General features: G+C 69.1%; 14 protein-coding genes. 11 read left to right on the top strand and 3 right to left on the bottom strand.

All coding sequences use genetic code 11. The annotated features are described in order from the left end of the window. Positions 1-8: 8 nt before the first annotated feature. The 3 genes from P5G52_RS12205 to P5G52_RS12195 all read left to right on the top strand — a co-directional run bounded on the left by P5G52_RS12205 (position 9) and on the right by P5G52_RS12195 (position 4,050). Entirely contained in the window at positions 9-1,349 is a 1,341-nt protein-coding gene (locus tag P5G52_RS12205) for an ABC transporter substrate-binding protein (protein ID WP_301227714.1), read from the top strand. Positions 1,350-1,496: 147 nt separating this feature from the next. Beyond that, the gene (locus P5G52_RS12200; protein WP_301227712.1) at positions 1,497-2,798 is read left to right on the top strand and encodes a M20/M25/M40 family metallo-hydrolase; all 1,302 of its coding nucleotides are present in this window, start codon (positions 1,497-1,499) and stop codon (positions 2,796-2,798) included. An 88-nt stretch (positions 2,799-2,886) separates the two neighbouring features. Further along, positions 2,887-4,050, top strand: coding sequence for an acyl-CoA dehydrogenase family protein (locus P5G52_RS12195; RefSeq protein ID WP_301228788.1), 1,164 nt, complete (start codon positions 2,887-2,889; stop codon positions 4,048-4,050). Between the two features lie 78 nt (positions 4,051-4,128). Here the strand turns inward: P5G52_RS12195 and P5G52_RS12190 are convergent, their stop codons facing one another. Continuing rightward, positions 4,129-4,362 (bottom strand): DUF5703 family protein, encoded by a 234-nt coding sequence (locus P5G52_RS12190; RefSeq protein ID WP_301227710.1) that lies wholly within the window; start codon positions 4,360-4,362, stop codon positions 4,129-4,131. Positions 4,363-4,403: 41 nt separating this feature from the next. On the opposite strand from P5G52_RS12190, the gene P5G52_RS12185 reads away from it, so the two are divergent. After that, positions 4,404-4,685: a hypothetical protein gene (locus tag P5G52_RS12185; RefSeq protein WP_301227708.1), complete on the top strand. Its 282-nt coding sequence runs from the start codon at positions 4,404-4,406 to the stop codon at positions 4,683-4,685. A gap of 112 nt (positions 4,686-4,797) precedes the next feature. On the opposite strand, the gene P5G52_RS12180 is transcribed toward P5G52_RS12185, so the two are convergent. Then, positions 4,798-5,733, bottom strand: a complete 936-nt coding sequence (locus P5G52_RS12180) for an aldo/keto reductase (protein ID WP_301227706.1) — start codon at positions 5,731-5,733, stop codon at positions 4,798-4,800. 49 nt (positions 5,734-5,782) lie between these two features. Between P5G52_RS12180 and P5G52_RS12175 the strand changes: the two genes are divergently transcribed. Both P5G52_RS12175 and mshC read left to right on the top strand, forming a co-directional pair. Then, on the top strand, positions 5,783-6,607 hold the full coding sequence (locus tag P5G52_RS12175) for an undecaprenyl-diphosphate phosphatase (protein WP_301227704.1): 825 nt from the start codon (positions 5,783-5,785) through the stop codon (positions 6,605-6,607). Between the two features lie 23 nt (positions 6,608-6,630). Then, positions 6,631-7,905, top strand: coding sequence for a cysteine--1-D-myo-inosityl 2-amino-2-deoxy-alpha-D-glucopyranoside ligase (gene mshC / locus P5G52_RS12170; RefSeq protein ID WP_301227702.1), 1,275 nt, complete (start codon positions 6,631-6,633; stop codon positions 7,903-7,905). Positions 7,906-8,032: 127 nt separating this feature from the next. Here the strand turns inward: mshC and P5G52_RS12165 are convergent, their stop codons facing one another. Further along, positions 8,033-8,923: a PAC2 family protein gene (locus tag P5G52_RS12165; RefSeq protein WP_301227700.1), complete on the bottom strand. Its 891-nt coding sequence runs from the start codon at positions 8,921-8,923 to the stop codon at positions 8,033-8,035. Between the two features lie 105 nt (positions 8,924-9,028). Between P5G52_RS12165 and P5G52_RS12160 the strand changes: the two genes are divergently transcribed. From P5G52_RS12160 to dop, 5 genes are all read left to right on the top strand, one after another. Then, on the top strand, positions 9,029-9,796 hold the full coding sequence (locus P5G52_RS12160) for an HAD family hydrolase (protein WP_301227698.1): 768 nt from the start codon (positions 9,029-9,031) through the stop codon (positions 9,794-9,796). Continuing rightward, on the top strand, positions 9,789-10,943 hold the full coding sequence (locus tag P5G52_RS12155) for a site-2 protease family protein (RefSeq protein ID WP_301227696.1): 1,155 nt from the start codon (positions 9,789-9,791) through the stop codon (positions 10,941-10,943). Before P5G52_RS12160 ends, P5G52_RS12155 begins: the two co-directional genes overlap by 8 nt. A gap of 128 nt (positions 10,944-11,071) precedes the next feature. Beyond that, complete coding sequence (locus P5G52_RS12150) at positions 11,072-12,145, top strand: tRNA (adenine-N1)-methyltransferase (protein WP_301227694.1); 1,074 nt, start codon at positions 11,072-11,074, stop codon at positions 12,143-12,145. 281 nt (positions 12,146-12,426) lie between these two features. After that, a complete protein-coding gene (gene arc / locus P5G52_RS12145; protein ID WP_301227692.1) occupies positions 12,427-14,184 on the top strand; it encodes a proteasome ATPase in 1,758 nt (585 codons plus the stop codon). A 77-nt stretch (positions 14,185-14,261) separates the two neighbouring features. Beyond that, a complete protein-coding gene (gene dop / locus P5G52_RS12140; RefSeq protein ID WP_301228786.1) occupies positions 14,262-15,827 on the top strand; it encodes a depupylase/deamidase Dop in 1,566 nt (521 codons plus the stop codon). Positions 15,828-15,854 lie beyond the last annotated feature (27 nt).

The raw sequence follows: 15,854 nt of genomic DNA, 5'->3' as shown, positions 1-15,854 counted from the left end.
GAAAGACAATGCGCGCGCATTACGGAAAAGTCACCGCGGCCTTTGCCATGATCTCTGCGCTGGCTCTCTCCGGCTGTTCAGCCGGCGGAGACAGCTCCGAAGCACAAGCAGGAGCCGAAGCAGCCCCCTGCGAAGCGTCCGACGGTCCCGTCGAACTTAACTTCACGACGTGGGTCCCGGGGATGGACAAGGTCGTCGAGCTGTGGAACGCCGACAACCCGGATATCCAGGTGACGGTGCAGACCGGGCCGAACGGCAACTCCGGCACCTACCAGAACTTCTTCAACCAGATCCAGGCGGGCAATGCGCCCGACCTCGGCCAGATCGAGTACGACGCCCTGCCGAACTTCCGCGTCCAGGACGGCCTCGAGAACATCGCCGGCTGCGAAGGCGTCGCCGATGCGCAGGACCAGTTCGTCGACTGGACCTGGGGGCAGGTGACCTTCGGCGAGGAGGACTCCGTCTACGCCATCCCGCAGGACAGCGGGCCCATGGCGATGTACTACCGCGCCGACCTCTTCGAGCAGGCGGGCATCGAGGTGCCGACCACCTGGGAGGAATACGCCGCGGCCGCCGAGAAGATCAAGGCGCAGGGCTCGTACATCACCAACTTCCCCAAGTCGGACGTGAACTGGTTTGCCGGCATGGTCTGGCAGAACGGCGGCCAGTGGTTCGCCAACGACGGCGAGAGCTGGGACGTCAACCTCACGAGCCCCGAATCGGAGGAGGTCGCCACCTACTGGCAGGACCTGCTGTCCAAGGACCTCGTCTCCACCCTGCCGTCCTTCTCGGACGAGTGGAACGCCTCCTTCAACGAGGGCCAGCAGTGGACCTGGGTCTCCGCGGTCTGGGGTGCCACGACGCTCTCGTCCGGCGCACCCGATACGGCCGGCAAGTGGGCTGTCGCCCCGATGCCGCAGTGGGAGGACGGCGAAGAGGCCGCAGGCAACTGGGGCGGTTCCTCCACCGCCGTGCTGAAGGGCTCCGAGCACCCGGCCGAGGCCGCGAAGTTCGCGCTCTGGCTCAACACCGATCCTGAAGCCCTCGCCCTGGCCAACGAGCTCGGTGGCCTGTACCCGGCCGCGAAGTCCGCGACCGACCTGGAGGCCTTCGCCGGGGGAGTCGACTACTACGGCGGACAGAAGATCTACGACATCTTCGCCGACGCTTCTGCGAACGTGAACCCCGACTTCACCTGGGGCCCCACCATGACCCAGACCTACACGGACGTCTCCGACGGGTTCGGCGCTGCCATCGGCGGCTCCGGCACCCTGACGGACGCCCTTGAGAACGGTCAGCAGAAGACCATCGACTCCCTGAAGTCGCAGTCCATCCCCGTGTCCGAGTAACACCCCTCCTGCCCGGTCCGTCCGGGCGGCACACGACGGAGAGCCGCGCCCCCCGAGGGGCGCGGCTTTTCCCGTCCCTCGAGCCTGTCCCCGTTGGAACCGCGTCCTCGGTAGGCTGGATCCGCAACCGCTACCCAGGAGGACCACGTGGGCATTTCACCCGAAGATGAAGTCGTCAGGATCTGCCAGGACCTGATCCGCATCGATACCTCGAACTTCGGGGACAACGTGGGCCCGGGGGAGCGGAAGGCCGCCGAATACACTGCAGGCCTCATCGAGGACGTCGGACTGTCCACGCAGCTTTTCGAATCCGCCCCCGGCCGCACCTCCGTCGTCGCCCGCATGGAGGGCTCGGATCCGTCCCTGCCCGCGCTCGTGGTCCACGGACACCTCGACGTCGTGCCCGCGCAGAAGGAGGACTGGACCGTCGATCCCTTCGGCGGCGAGGAGAAGGACGGCCTGATCTGGGGCCGCGGCGCCGTGGACATGAAGGACATGGACGCCATGATCCTGTCCGTCCTCCGCTCCCTGCAGCGCGACGGGGTCAAGCCCAAGCGGGACCTCATCTTCGGGTTCTTCGCGGACGAGGAAGCGGGAGGGGCCTACGGAGCCTCGTGGCTGGTCGACAACAAGCCGGAGATCTTCGAAGGTGCCACGGAGGCCATCTCCGAGGTGGGCGGCTTCTCCGCGACCATCGGAGGACAGCGCACCTACCTCCTGCAGACGGCGGAGAAGGGCATCTCCTGGCTGCGGCTCGTCGCCCACGGCCGCGCCGGCCACGGATCGCAGATCAACACCGACAACGCCGTGACAGCCCTGGCCCGTGCCGTCACGCGCATCGGCGAGTACTCCTGGCCCATCGAGCTCACCCCGACCACACGGCAGTTCCTCGACGGCGTCACCGAGCTGACCGGCATCGAATTCGACGCCGACAACCCCGACATCCTCCTGAAGGAACTCGGCACCGTCGCCCGTTTCGTCGGCGCGACACTGCAGAACACGGCCAATCCGACGGTCCTCAAGGGCGGCTACAAGCACAACGTCATCCCGGGCACCGCCGAGGCGCTGATCGACGTGAGGACACTGCCGGGCCAGCAGGACCAGGTCCTCGAGATCATCCGCGGGCTCGCCGGCGAGGGCGTGGACGTGACCTACGAGCACAAGGACACCTCGCTCGAGGTGCCGTTCGCCGGAAACCTCGTCGACTCCATGATCGACGCCCTGCACTCCGAGGATCCGGGAGCCAAGGTCCTGCCGTACACGCTCTCGGGCGGTACCGACAACAAGTCGCTCAGCAGGCTCGGCATCACGGGCTACGGCTTCGCACCCCTGCAGCTGCCCGACGAGCTCGACTTCACGGGCATGTTCCACGGCGTCGACGAGCGCGTCCCCACGGACTCGCTCCGCTTCGGCGCCCGGGTGCTCGCCCGCCTGCTCACCACCTACTGAGGAACCACCTCCTGAGAAACCGCCTCCTGATAACCCACCTCCTGAAGAACCACCTACCGAGCACGGAACGGGACGACACGTGGCGACGATGACGGAAGGTGCTTCCGGGCAACTCCTGCCCGCGGAGATGCTCGAACGCTTCCGCGAGAGGGCGGCCCGCTACGACGCGGCCAATGCCTTCTTCACGGAGGATTTCGACGAGCTCGCCGCGTCCGGCTACCTCCGGATACTGGCGGAGGTACCCGTGGGCGACGGCGGGGGGATGGGCCGGGCCGCCGCGGCACAGCGAGCACTCGCCGCGGCCGCACCCGCGACCGCCCTGGGCGTGAACATGCACCTCGTCTGGACAGCTGTGGCGGGCCTGCTGGCGGATCGCGGTGACGCGTCGCTGCAGTTCGTCCTCGATGAAGCCGCGCGGGGCGAGGTGTTCGCGTTCGGCGTCTCGGAACCGGGCAACGACGCCGTCCTGTTCGATTCGCTGACGCGGGTGGACCGCCTGCCGGACGGCGGCTTCAGCTACACCGGCACGAAGGTGTTCACGAGCCTGTCACCGGTGTGGACCCGGCTCGGGATCTTCGGCAAGCTCGAGGGCCGGGAGGGCGACGACGACGTCATCCTGCACGCGTTCGTCCCCCGCGGCACCCCTGGGGTGGAGACCGTGGAGGACTGGAACCCGCTGGGGATGCGCGCCACGCAGTCCAACACCACGCGCCTGTCCGATGTCCGGGTCCGGGCCGACGCGGTGTTCCGTCGTGTGCCGGTGGGACCGAATGCGGACCTCCTGGTCTTCGGGATCTTCGCGGCATTCGAGACCCTCATCGCCTCCGTGTACCTGGGTATCGCGGATCGGGCCCTCGACCTGGCGTCGCAGTCCCTGTCCCGGCGTCGCAGCCATGTCGCGGACCGCCCTCTGTCCGAGGATCCCGTGCTCCGGAACCTCCTGGCCGGGGCTGCGATGCAGCGGACCGGAGCGGAGGCCGAGCTGCGCAGCGTGACCCAGGACCTGGATGGGCGGGTGGAGGTCGGCTCCCAGTGGTTCGCACGCCTCGTGACGCTCAAGACCCACGCCGTCGAGGCAGCGGTTGCAGCGACTGCCACCGCCCTTCATGTCGGTGGGGGATCCGGATTCGCGGCGTCCTCGGAAGCGGTGCGGCTCCACCGCGACGCGCTGGCCGGGCAGTTCCACCCGTCGACGGAGGAATCCGCGCGGGCGACGGTCGCCACGGCCCTGCTCGGTCCGCCGTCGGTCTAGCGTGAGCCTGGAAGACGAGGGCCTGTCCGGGCTTGCAGGGCGGCCGCACTGGCGGCTGTCCTCGCGGCCCGCAGGGGTCTATGCCGTGCGCTCTACGCGCAGGACCTTCCGCCGCAGCCAGTAGCGCCTGCTGCCGCCCAGATAGATGCAGCTCCGCTCGAGTTCCCACTTGCCGTACTCGGCGTGTTCCGTGAGGAGTTTCCGGGCCGCGGGCAAGGACTCTCCGGCATTCACGGTCAGGACCAGGTACTCGTACTGCCGCCCGTAGTCGCGCTTCCGGACGGCCGTTGCGTTCAGAAAATGTTCTCGCATATCCCTCCAATTTTGATCACTTTACCGATAACGTCTAGTGCATGAGCATAGATCCGCGTGTCGCGCTCCAGTCCCTCGTGACGGCCCTTGAAGAGCATCTTGCAGCCTCGGCGTCACGACGGCGGGAAGACGACCCGGCGGTGGAAGCGGCATACCTCGGCATCGCGGATGCCTTCGAGGTCTACGAGGAAGCGCTCTATGACGCCTTCGGCGAAGTGACTCCGCTCGAGATCTATGAGGAGCCGGACGACGACGACAGCGAGGACGAGGCCGACTACGCGCCGGACCTGATCGAGGCCGAAGCCGCACCTGATCGAACCTGACCTAGAGCGCTGAGGAAGACCCGGGCGTAGGCCACGGGCCCTCGCTTGCCACGGTCAGCCACCACAGTCGGTCCCTGTCGTCAGCCGCTGCGCGGACCGACTGGAAGCCGTGTCAGGTCGCGAGCGCTGAAACCTCGTCGAGGACCTCGGCGATGGGCGCTGCGACCGGCGCATCACCGGTCTGGAGGATTTCCTTGAGTTGCTGGGCCGTCCGCGCACCCACGATCGCCGAGGCCACCCCCGGCCGGTGCAGGAGCCAGCGCAGCGCCAGTTCGTGGGGCTGGAGATCGAGCCCGCGTGATGCAGTGCACAGTGCCTCGGTGATCCGCTGCGGCTTCCCCGAGAGGTAGGGCTCCACGTATGGCGACCACAGGTCGGACGCCCCGCGTGATTCGGAGGGGATCCTGCCACGGTACTTCCCGGTCAGTACGCCGCGGCCGAGCGAGCCCCACGCGAGGATCGACGCACCGAAGGCCTCGGCCGCGGGGAGGACCTCCCGCTCGGCGCCGCGGCTCACCAGCGAGTACTCGACGTCGTTGACGAGGAGCGGGAACGACGCCGTCGCCGCCGCGCGTGCGAATTCCCACCCCGAGTAGTTGGACACGCCGACATAGCGCGCGCGTCCCGTTCCATAGGCGACCTCGAGCGCGCTCAGGGTCTCCTGCAGGGGAACGGACGGGTCGGGGGAGGGTGCGAGCCAGACATCCACGTGATCGGTACCGAGCAGCGACAGCGAGGCATCCAGCGAGTCGAGCAGGCCCCGGCGTGAGCCGTCCAGGCGCCTGCTGCCGGAGCGGGTCGTGCCGCCCTGCACCACCAGCACGAGCTCGGAGCGGGCCACGGTATCGCCCATGAAGCCGCCCAGCATGGCTTCCGCCTGGCCCTCCCCGTAGCGTGCGGCGGTCTCGACCAGCGTGCCGCCGGCCTCGGCGAAGATGCGGAGCTGCTCGCGTGCGGCTTCCTCGTTGACCTCCTGGCCCCAGTTCATGGTGCCGAGTCCCAGCGCAGAGACGGCCAGGCCGCTCGCTCCCACGTTTCGCCGTTGCATGGAGCAAGCCTAAAGCCTGTCCCCGGCCGCATGGCTTAGGGTCGTAAGAGTGAATTGGATAGAAGCAGCCATCCTGGGGTTCATCCAGGGCCTTACCGAGTTCCTACCCATTTCATCGAGCGCACACCTGCGCATCGTGGGAGAACTCCTGCCGAACGCGCAGGATCCGGGGGCGGCCTTCACCGCCATCACGCAGCTCGGCACGGAGACCGCCGTCGTCGTGTTCTTCTGGCGGGACATCGTGCGGATCGTCAAGGCCTGGTTCGGCGCTTTGAGTGGCACGGTGCCCCGGAACGACCCGGATGTCCGCATGGGCTGGCTGGTCATTCTCGGCAGCGTGCCGATCGTCCTGCTCGGGCTGCTGTTCCAGGACCAGATCGAGAGCACGTTCCGGAGCCTGTGGATCGTGGCCACCATGCTGATCGTCTTCGGCCTCATCCTCGCCGTCGCCGATCACGTGGGCCGGCAGGAACGCGAGCTTTCGAAGCTGACCTACCCGCACGGCATCCTGTACGGACTCGCGCAGGCATTGGCCCTGATCCCGGGCGTGTCGCGGTCCGGGGGCACCATCACCGCGGGCCTGCTCATGGGATACACCCGCGAGGCGGCGGCGCGCTACTCGTTCCTGCTCGCCATTCCCGCCGTCTTCGGCAGCGGAGTGTTCCAGCTCGCCAAGAGCTACGACGAGACCGGGCCCTACGCCCTGCCCGAGACGGCACTGGCCACCCTGGTCGCCTTCGTGGTCGGCTTCGCCATCATCGGGTGGTTCCTCAAGTACGTCACCACCCGCGGGTACGGCCTCTTCGTCTGGTACCGCATCCTGCTCGGCCTGGCCCTATACGTGCTGCTCGGCTTCGGCGTCATCAGCGCCTGACGCCGGGCCGTAAGGTAGAACGTGTGATTGCGTGGAATTCGACTCCTGTCCCAGAACTCGACGGCACCCAGTCGGGCATCAGCCTCTTCGACACCGCCCTCCAGGAGCTGGCGCCACTCGGGCAGCACCCTGAGCACAGCCTCTACGTCTGCGGCATCACTCCCTACGACGCGACCCACCTCGGCCACGCGTCCACCTACGTCGCCTTCGACCTCCTCAACCGCACCTGGCGCGACGCCGGAGCAGCGGTGTCCTACGTCCAGAACGTGACGGACGTCGACGATCCCCTGCTCGAGCGCGCCACGGCCACCGGCGTCGACTGGCAGGATCTCGCTGCCGACCAGATCGCGCTGTTCCGCGAGGACATGGAGGCACTGAACGTCCTGCCCCCGGACCACTACATCGGCGCCGTCGAGGCGATCGGCTGGATCGTCCCGGCGGTCGAGGAGCTGGTGGGCCGCGGGCTCGCCTACGCGGTGCCCGGGGAGGACGGGGAGCCGGACGGCGACGTCTACTTCTCCCTCGACTCCGCAGCCTCGCTCGATGAGCACGACCCTGCCCGCTGGTTCCTCGGCCAGGTCTCGCACCTCGACGCCGGGACCATGCTCGAGCTGTCGGCGGAACGTGGCGGGGACCCGCAGCGCCCGCACAAGCGCAACGCGCTCGATCCGCTCCTCTGGCGTACGGCACGCGCGGGAGAGCCGAGCTGGCCCGGCGGCGCCCTGGGTGACGGACGGCCCGGCTGGCACATCGAATGCGCAATCATCGCGCAGCGGTTCCTGCCGGCCCCCTTCACCGTGCAGGGCGGCGGCTCGGACCTCGTGTTCCCCCACCATGAGATGAGCGCGTCCCACGCCTGGGCGACCAGCGGTACCCCGCTGGCCCGGCACTATGCGCACGCCGGGATGGTCGGGTACGACGGCGGGAAGATGAGCAAGTCCAGGGGAAACCTGGTCCTCGTGTCGAAGCTCCGCCAGGCCGGCGTCGATCCTGCAGCCATCCGCCTTGCCATCCTCGCGCACCACTATCGCTCGGACTGGTCCTGGACGGATGCCGTGCTGGACGAGGGCATCGCCCGCCTCGCGGCCTGGCGTGCAGCCGCCGACGGTGCGCGGAAGGCCGACATCGCCGTAGTGCGGGAGGCCATCCGGGGGCACCTGGCGAACGACCTCGATGCGCCGTCCGCCCTTGCCGCGGTGGACGCATGGGCAAGGGGAGCACGCGCAGGAGCGGAAGGCGGAACGCATCGGCAGGACCTTGCCGATGTCCTCGACGCCCTGCTCGGCGTCCGTCTCTAGCGTCCGCCTCTAGCGTCCGCGGGGCGGTTCTGCCCCCGCCACCGTCGGCCCGGTGGATGTGCCCGTCCCGGCTGGCGACCGCAGCCGGGCCGACAGGAGTCTCGCGCCCCGTCGGCGTCCGGCCGGCCTACTGTTCGCGGCGGCGCTTCTTCAGGTAGCGCTCGAACTCACGGGCGATCGACTCGCCGCTCGCCTCCGGGAGGTCCACAGTGTCCTTGGCCTCCTCGAGCTGGCGCACGTAGGCCGCGACCTCGGGGTCCTCGGTGGCGAGCTCGTCCACTCCCCGCTCCCAGGCCTCCGATTCCTCCGTCAGCACGTGGGTGTCCACCGTGATCTGCAGGATCTCCTCGAGCTTGTTCAGCAGGGCCAGCTGGGCCTTCGGCGACGGCGACTGGCCCACGTAGTGGGGGACGGCGGCCCAGAGGGACATGGTGGGGATATCGGCGAGCAGACCCATCTCGGCCAGCACGCCGACGATGCCGATCGGGCCCTCGTACGTCGACGGCTCGACGTCCAGGCTCTCCCGGACGAGGTCGTCGTCGGAGGTGACCGTGACGGGGATGGGGCGCGAGTGCGGGACGTCGGCCAGCAGTGCTCCGACGAGGACGATGCAGTCGACGCTGAGCTCCTTTGCCAGGGCGACGAGCTCGGCGGTATAGGCGCGCCACTTGTAGGAGGGCTCGACCCCGTTGACAAGGATCAGGTCGACGTTGGACTTCGGGACGACCGCCTTGCTGATGCGCGTGTTGGGCCATTTGATCCGCCGCTGGCCCGAGGAGTTCCGCTTGATCATGGGCCGGGTGAACTGGAAGTCGTAGAACTCGTCGGCGTCGATGGTCGAGACGCGCTCACTGCCGAAGTACCGGCCCATGTACTTCAGGGCGTCGCTGGCCGCTTCCCCGGCGTCGTTCCAGCCCTCGAAGGCCGCGAGCATGACGGTGATACGGCGCTCTGGCTCGCCGGCATCCTGGAAAAGGTCCTGTACGCCGGTCGGCTGGTTCTCTTCGAAGCTGTCCACCGTCTCACCCTAAACCCCTGCGCGCGGCCATGTCAGGCGGGGTTCGGCGGCTACGCGGAGAGCTGACGCGCGGGTCCGTCAAGGGGTCACCGTAGACTTGAAGGCATGTCCAACCACCTCACCGGCAGTGTCCGAACCCGTCCGACCGAGATCCACCGGACCGTCTCTGGACGGTCGGGAAACGTCCGGGGACTGCAGGGCGTGCTGTGGGACATGGACGGGACGATCGTCGACACGGAGCCGTACTGGATCCGGGCGGAGAAGGAACTGGTCGAGTCCCACGGCGGAACCTGGACCACCGAGCAGGCGACCACCCTCGTCGGCCAGGCCCTCGAGTACTCCGCCGGCGTGCTCCAGCGGGCCGGCGTCGCGCTGGACATCCGCAGCATCATCGAGCACCTGACGGACCGCGTGGCCGCGGACGTGCGCGCCGCCGTGCCCTGGCGCCCGGGAGCGCGCGAGCTGCTCTCGGCCCTGCGGGCGGAAGGCGTCCCGTGCGCCATGGTCACGATGTCCGAGAGCCTCCTCGCCGGCGAGATCGCCGCGCAGCTGCCCGAAGGCACCTTCTCCCACCTCGTCACCGGTGACCGCGTGAGCGCCGGCAAGCCGGATCCGGAGGCCTACCAGCTGGGCTTCGACCTGCTGGCGGCGGATCACCCCGGGCTCCGGAAGGACCGGGTCGTCGCCATCGAGGACTCCCTGCCGGGTGTCACCTCGGCCCTCGCCGCAGGGCTCGTCACGCTCGCCGTTCCCCACTTCGTCCCCCTGCCGCCCGACGGGCGCCGCACCGACTGGGACACTCTGGAGGGCCGGACGCCCGCCGATCTCGCCGCGCTCCTGCCGGAGGAGACGGGCGAGGACCGGCATGAGTAGCGGCCGGCAACCGGCCCGGACGCAGCGGAGCCCCGGGCTGTCGCTCGGCCGACTCGCGGGCATCCCCGTGGTCCTCGCATGGTCCTGGTTCGTCATCACGGCCTTCATCGTGCTCGTGTTCGGGCCGCGCGTCTCGCAGACGTTCCCGGGTATCGGTGCCGGCGCCTACGCCGTCGCCCTCGGCTACGCCCTGCTCCTCGCCGCGTCCGTGCTCATCCATGAACTGGCCCACGCCCTCACCGCGCGTGCCTTCGGCTGGCCGACCACCCGGATCGTCCTGAACCTCTGGGGCGGCCACACGCAGTTCGCGAGCTTCAACGCCTCGCCGGGCAGGTCCCTCGCCGTCGCCCTCGCCGGGCCCGCGGCGAACTTCGTCCTCGCGGGCCTCGGGTGGGTCATCCTGCAGGCCCTCACGCCCGGGTCGGTGTCCTATCTGCTCGCCACCATCCTGGTCTGGGCCAACCTCCTCGTCGCCCTGTTCAACGTGCTGCCGGGCCTGCCGCTGGACGGCGGGCGCCTCGTCGAGAGCGCGGTCTGGAAGGCGACCGGCAGCCAGGAGAAGGGCACGGTGGCGGCCGGCTGGGCCGGACGCATCATCGTCCTCCTCCTGCTCGCGTCGGTGGTGGGCATCCAGTTGCTACAGGGGCGCGGCCCCGACCTCCTGGTCATCGTCCTCACCGTCGTCATGGGCGCCTCCCTGTGGATGGGCGCCACGGCCGCCATCGAGAATGCGCGCATGCGCCTGCGCCTCCCCGCCATCAGTGCCGGCCGGCTGCAGCAGCGCGCCGTCGGTGTCCCCGCGGGCACCACGGTCCTCGCCGCGCACCGGCTCCTGCGGGACAACCCCGGAGCCGCCGTCGTCCTGACCGGACCCTCCGGCGAGCCCGAGGCCGTCGTCGACGAGGCCGCGCTCCTCGCCGTCCCCGACGACGTGGCCGCGACCACGGCCGTCAACACCGCGGCACGTCGGCTGGCTGCCGGCGCCTACGTGCCGGAGTCGGCCGCGGGCCAGGAACTCCTGCAGTTCCTCGCCCGGCTCGAGGGGAACGAGTACGCCGTCATCAACCCCCAGGGTGCCGTGACGGGCGTGCTGCACCAGCGGACGGTCGTCCAGGCCATCACCGGCAAGGCCACGCCCGGTCCCTAGGTCAGAACCCCTGCCCCCGGCGTGCAGGCCGCCTGCCTCCTCCATTCCCTGTCAGATACGCTTCCAGATCCCGCTTCCAGATCCACTTCCACCACGATGCCGGTCCGCCGGCCGCCGAAGGACGAACCATGAGTACCACCCAGACCACCCCCGAAGCGCCCGCCGGTCCCCACGGCGCGGCGGCCCGCCGCGGCCCGTTCCGCGCCGGTGAGCGCGTCCAGCTGACTGACGAGAAGGGCCGGATGAATACCATCACCCTCACCCCGGGCGGCGCCTTCCACACGCACAAGGGCTTCCTGCAGCACGACGCCCTCATCGGTGCCACCGAGGGAACCATCCTCGAGAACACCACCGGCCAGCTGTACCAGGCGCTGCGGCCACTGCTGTCGGACTTCGTGCTGTCCATGCCCCGCGGCGCGGCCGTCGTGTACCCGAAGGACGCGGGACAGATCGTGACAATGGCCGACATCTATCCGGGAGCGCGCGTTGTCGAGGCAGGCGTCGGTTCGGGGGCGCTCTCCATCTCGCTCCTGCGGGCGGTCGGCGATTCCGGCTACCTCCACTCGTTCGAGCGCCGCGAGGAATTCGCCGACATAGCCCGGGGGAACGTCGAGACGATCTTCGGCGGGCCCCACCCGGCCTGGCAGATCACGCTGGGCGACTTCCAGGAGCAGGTCGTGGAGCACGAGGAACCAGGCTCGGTGGACCGCGTCGTCCTCGACATGCTCGCACCCTGGGAGTGCCTGGACGCCGTCGCCACCGTGCTCGCCGCGGGCGGCGTCTGGATCAGCTACGTCGCCACGGTGACGCAGCTGTCCCGCACCGCCGAGGCGATCCGGGCCGACGGGCGCTTCACGGAACCCGAGGGCTGGGAGTCGATGGTGCGCGGCTGGCACCTCGAGGGACTCGCCGTCCGTCCCGACCATCGCATGGTCGCCCACACCGGCTTCCTCCTCATCACCCGCAGGCTGGCCGAGGGCGCTACGGGGTTCACCCCGAAGCGCAGGCCGTCGAAGACGGGGTTCAGCGAGGAGGACCTCAATGCCTGGACGCCGCAGGCCGTCGGTGAGCGCGACGTCTCCGACAAGCGGCTGCGCAGGGTGGCGCGGGACGCAGCGTCGACGATCCAGCGCGGATCCCTGCCACCGGAGGAGGCGCAGGCACGTCGCGACGCCATCGCCGACGGCGGAACGGTCGAGTAGGCGGGGATCGGGCAGGAGTCCGCAGCGGCCGGGCAGGAGTATGCCGCGGCAGGTCGGGATCAGGCGGCAGGTCGGGCCACGACCACGCCGAGGCCGACATAGGGCCCCGGAGAGAGGCCCGGGGAGAGGTCCGGGAGGGCACGCGGAGCGTTCGGCGCCACCGGGGCGGGGAGGTGCGCGGAAAGTTGACCGTGCACGTTGTTAACAGTACTCACCGGGGACCGGCGTCTGCGCTAAGGTCGGAAGACAGCTGAAGGTCGAACCGAAAGTGGCGAACCGATATGCCGAACTCCGAAGACAACGCTCCTGCCGCTGATCCGCGGGGCGCAACCCCGCCTCCCGTCGACACTTCGGTCACCCAGCGCCAACTCAACGTCCTCCGGGACAAGCTGCGCCACATCGACCGTCAGCTCGCCTCGGCGACGCAGAACAACGGGAAGCTCGTCGCCGCGCTGGAGGCGGCGCGGACGGAGATCGTCCGGCTGAAGGCCGCCCTCGAGAAGGAGGGCGCGGCGCCGTTCAGCTTCGCCACCGTGATGCAGGTCAATCCGAGGCGTCCTGCCGAGCCGGGAACCACCACCGAGGCGACCGTCCAGGACACCGCCGACATCCTGCAGTCGGGCAGGAAGCTCCGGGTGACGGTCAGCCCCCTCATCAGCGTGCGGCAGCTCACCCCCGGGCAGGAAGTCCTGCTGAACGAATCCCTGACCATCGTGGCGGCCCTCGGCTTCGAGCGGGCGGGGGAGATCGTCACCGTCAAGGAACTGCTGGGCGCGGACCGTGCGCTCGTCGTCGGCCGGACGGACGACGAGCGCGTCATCCGGCTCAGCGGTCCGCTGCAGGCGGAGAAAATCCGGGTGGGCGACGCACTCGCCGTCGACACCAAGTCGGGGTACGGCCTCGAGAAGGTACCGCGGAGCGAGGTCGAGAACCTCGTGCTCGAGGAAGTCCCGGACATCGCCTACGGTGACATCGGCGGCCTCGGCCCGCAGATCGAGCAGATCCGCGACGCCGTCGAGCTGCCGTTCCTGCACCCGGACCTCTACCGGGAGCACGGCCTCAAGCCACCCAAGGGCATCCTCCTGTACGGTCCGCCAGGGTGCGGCAAGACCCTGATCGCGAAGGCCGTGGCCAACAGCCTCGCCGCCAGGGCCGCGGAACGGGCCGGCCTCGAGCAGATCCGCAGCTACTTCCTGAACATCAAGGGCCCGGAGCTGCTGGACAAGTACGTGGGCGAGACGGAGCGCCACATCCGGCTCATCTTCGCCCGCGCCCGAGAGAAGGCATCGGACGGCAGCCCCGTCGTCGTGTTCTTCGACGAGATGGATTCGCTGTTCCGCACCCGCGGCACCGGTGTCTCCTCCGACGTCGAGACGACCATCGTGCCCCAGCTGCTGAGCGAGATCGACGGCGTCGAGAAGCTCGAGAACGTGATCGTCATCGGTGCCTCGAACCGTGAGGACATGATCGATCCCGCCATCCTCCGACCCGGCCGCCTGGACGTGAAGATCAAGATCCAGAGGCCCGACGCCGAGGGCGCCGCCGAGATCTTCGCCAAGTACATCACCCCCGACCTGCCGCTGCACGCGGACGACCTCGCGGAGAACGGCAACGATCCGCAGACCACGATCGCGGAGATGATCCGCCGCACCGTCGAGCAGATGTACTCGACGGACAAGCGGAACGAGTACCTGGAGGTGACCTACGCCAACGGGGACACCGAGATGCTGTACTTCAAGGATTTCAACTCCGGCGCGGTGATCCAGAACGTCGTGGACCGCGCGAAGAAGTACGCCATCAAGGACCTCCTCCTCGACGGCAGCAAGGGCCTGCGCATCGAGCACCTGATGCGGGCCGTGGTGGACGAGTTCCGTGAGCACGAGGACATGCCGAACACCACCAACCCCGACGACTGGGCGCGCATCTCCGGCAAGAAGGGCGAGCGCATCACGTACATCCGGACGATCGTGCAGGGCAAGGCCGGCCAGGAGCCGGGCAAGTCGATCGAGACGACGGCGAATACGGGCCAGTATCTGTGATTGAAACGGGGGGACGACGGGCCGGTCGGCGCAGCGCATCGCCGGCGGTCGGCGAGGGGGTCTCGGTCCACCGGGTGATGGGGACGGAGACGGAGTACGGCATCATCGCGCCCGCTTTGCCGTCGGCCAATCCGACGCTGCTGTCCTCCCAGGTGGTCAACGCCTATGCGGCCACGCTGCGGGAAGGGCTCGGCAACCTCGCGGGGACCCGCTGGGACTATACGGACGAGACCCCGCTGACGGACGCCCGCGGGTTCCGGATGGACCGGGCCAGTGCGCATCCGAGCCAGCTGACCGACGAGCCGCCCGAACTCACCGCCGAACAGATCGCCCTCGAACGCGGCGAGGCCGCCGAGGCGGCCGTGCTCATGAACCTCGTCCTGAACAACGGGGCGCGGCTGTACGTCGACCACGCCCACCCCGAGTATTCGTCACCCGAGGTGACGAATCCTCTCGACGCCGTCCTCTGGGACCGGGCGGGGGACCACGTCGCCGTCGCTGCGATGGAGCGGATCGGAACCACGCCGGGCTTCTCGCCCGTGATCCTGTACAAGAACAACACGGACAACAAGAGCGTCTCCTACGGGTCGCACGAGAACTACCTCGTGCCCCGGAGCGTCCCGTTCTCGAAGCTCGCCGAGACCCTCATTCCCTTCTTCGTCTCCCGGCAGGTCATCTGCGGCGCCGGACGCGTCGGCAAGGGCCCGCTCAACCAGGAGCCCGGCTTCCAGATCAGCCAGCGGGCGGACTTCTTCGAGAACGAGATCGGACTGGAGACGACCGTCCGCCGGCCCATCATCAACACGCGTGACGAGCCGCACGCGGTGGCGGAGAAATACCGGCGGCTGCATGTCATCATCGGTGACGCCAACCTGAACGAGGTGTCCAATTACCTCAAGCTGGGGACGACGTCCCTCGTCCTCGCGCTGGTCGAGCAGGGCCTCGCGCCGGCTCCCACGCTGGAGGACCCGGTCCAGGCGCTGCGGACCATCAGCCACGACCCGACACTGAAGGCGGCCGTCCGGCTGGCGGACGGCCGCAGCATCACCGGGCTCGAGCTGCAGGAACTGTACTGCGAGGCGGTCCTCGACGCCGTCCCTGCTGACGCCGACGAGCAGACGCGCGACGTCGTCGACCGCTGGCGGACGCTGCTGGAGACCCTGCGGCGGGAGCCGATGGAGGCAGCCCGCCAGGTGGACTGGATCGCCAAGCTGAAGGTGCTCGAGGCGTACCGGGCGCGGGACGGCCTCTCCTGGACGAACCCGCGGCTGGCCCTCGTGGACCTGCAGTACGCCGACCTCCGGCCCGAGAAGGGCATCTACCAGCGCCTGGCCCGCCGCGGCGACGTCGAACTGCTCGTGCATCCCGAGGACGTCGCGCGCGCCGCCGTCCAGCCGCCGCGCGACACCAGGGCGTACTTCCGCGGCCGCTGCATCTCCGAGTACCCGGCCGAGGTCGTCGGGGCGAGCTGGGACTCCCTCATCTTCGAACTGGCGGGGGAACGGCGCCTGCAGCGGGTGCAGACGCGCGAGCCACTCAGGGGCACGGCGATGCTCACAGAGGAGTTGTTCGACGTGGCGGCCGATGCCGAGGATTTCCTCGCCCGATTGTTGAGCGACCCGGATCGGCGCGTGGCACCATAGGACCAGATCACTGAAGTGATCACGAAC

The sequence above is a fragment of the Arthrobacter burdickii genome, from assembly GCF_030433645.1.
Lineage (GTDB): Bacteria > Actinomycetota > Actinomycetes > Actinomycetales > Micrococcaceae > Arthrobacter_D > Arthrobacter_D burdickii.
Note: the sequence above shows the minus strand (reverse complement) of the source record. Positions and strands in the feature narration are given on the sequence as shown.

Bases quoted from the DNA above. Each gene is read 5' to 3' on its own strand.
- P5G52_RS12180 (WP_301227706.1), bottom strand. From the start codon at position 5,733: ATGCAACGGCGAAACGTGGGAGCGAGCGGCCTGGCCGTCTCTGCGCTG.
- P5G52_RS12185 (WP_301227708.1), top strand. From the start codon at position 4,404: ATGAGCATAGATCCGCGTGTCGCGCTCCAGTCCCTCGTGACGGCCCTT.
- P5G52_RS12195 (WP_301228788.1), top strand. From the start codon at position 2,887: ATGACGGAAGGTGCTTCCGGGCAACTCCTGCCCGCGGAGATGCTCGAA.
- P5G52_RS12150 (WP_301227694.1), top strand. From the start codon at position 11,072: ATGAGTACCACCCAGACCACCCCCGAAGCGCCCGCCGGTCCCCACGGC.
- P5G52_RS12160 (WP_301227698.1), top strand. From the start codon at position 9,029: ATGTCCAACCACCTCACCGGCAGTGTCCGAACCCGTCCGACCGAGATC.
- P5G52_RS12190 (WP_301227710.1), bottom strand. From the start codon at position 4,362: ATGCGAGAACATTTTCTGAACGCAACGGCCGTCCGGAAGCGCGACTAC.
- dop (WP_301228786.1), top strand. From the start codon at position 14,262: ATGGGGACGGAGACGGAGTACGGCATCATCGCGCCCGCTTTGCCGTCG.
- arc (WP_301227692.1), top strand. From the start codon at position 12,427: ATGCCGAACTCCGAAGACAACGCTCCTGCCGCTGATCCGCGGGGCGCA.
- P5G52_RS12205 (WP_301227714.1), top strand. From the start codon at position 9: ATGCGCGCGCATTACGGAAAAGTCACCGCGGCCTTTGCCATGATCTCT.
- P5G52_RS12155 (WP_301227696.1), top strand. From the start codon at position 9,789: ATGAGTAGCGGCCGGCAACCGGCCCGGACGCAGCGGAGCCCCGGGCTG.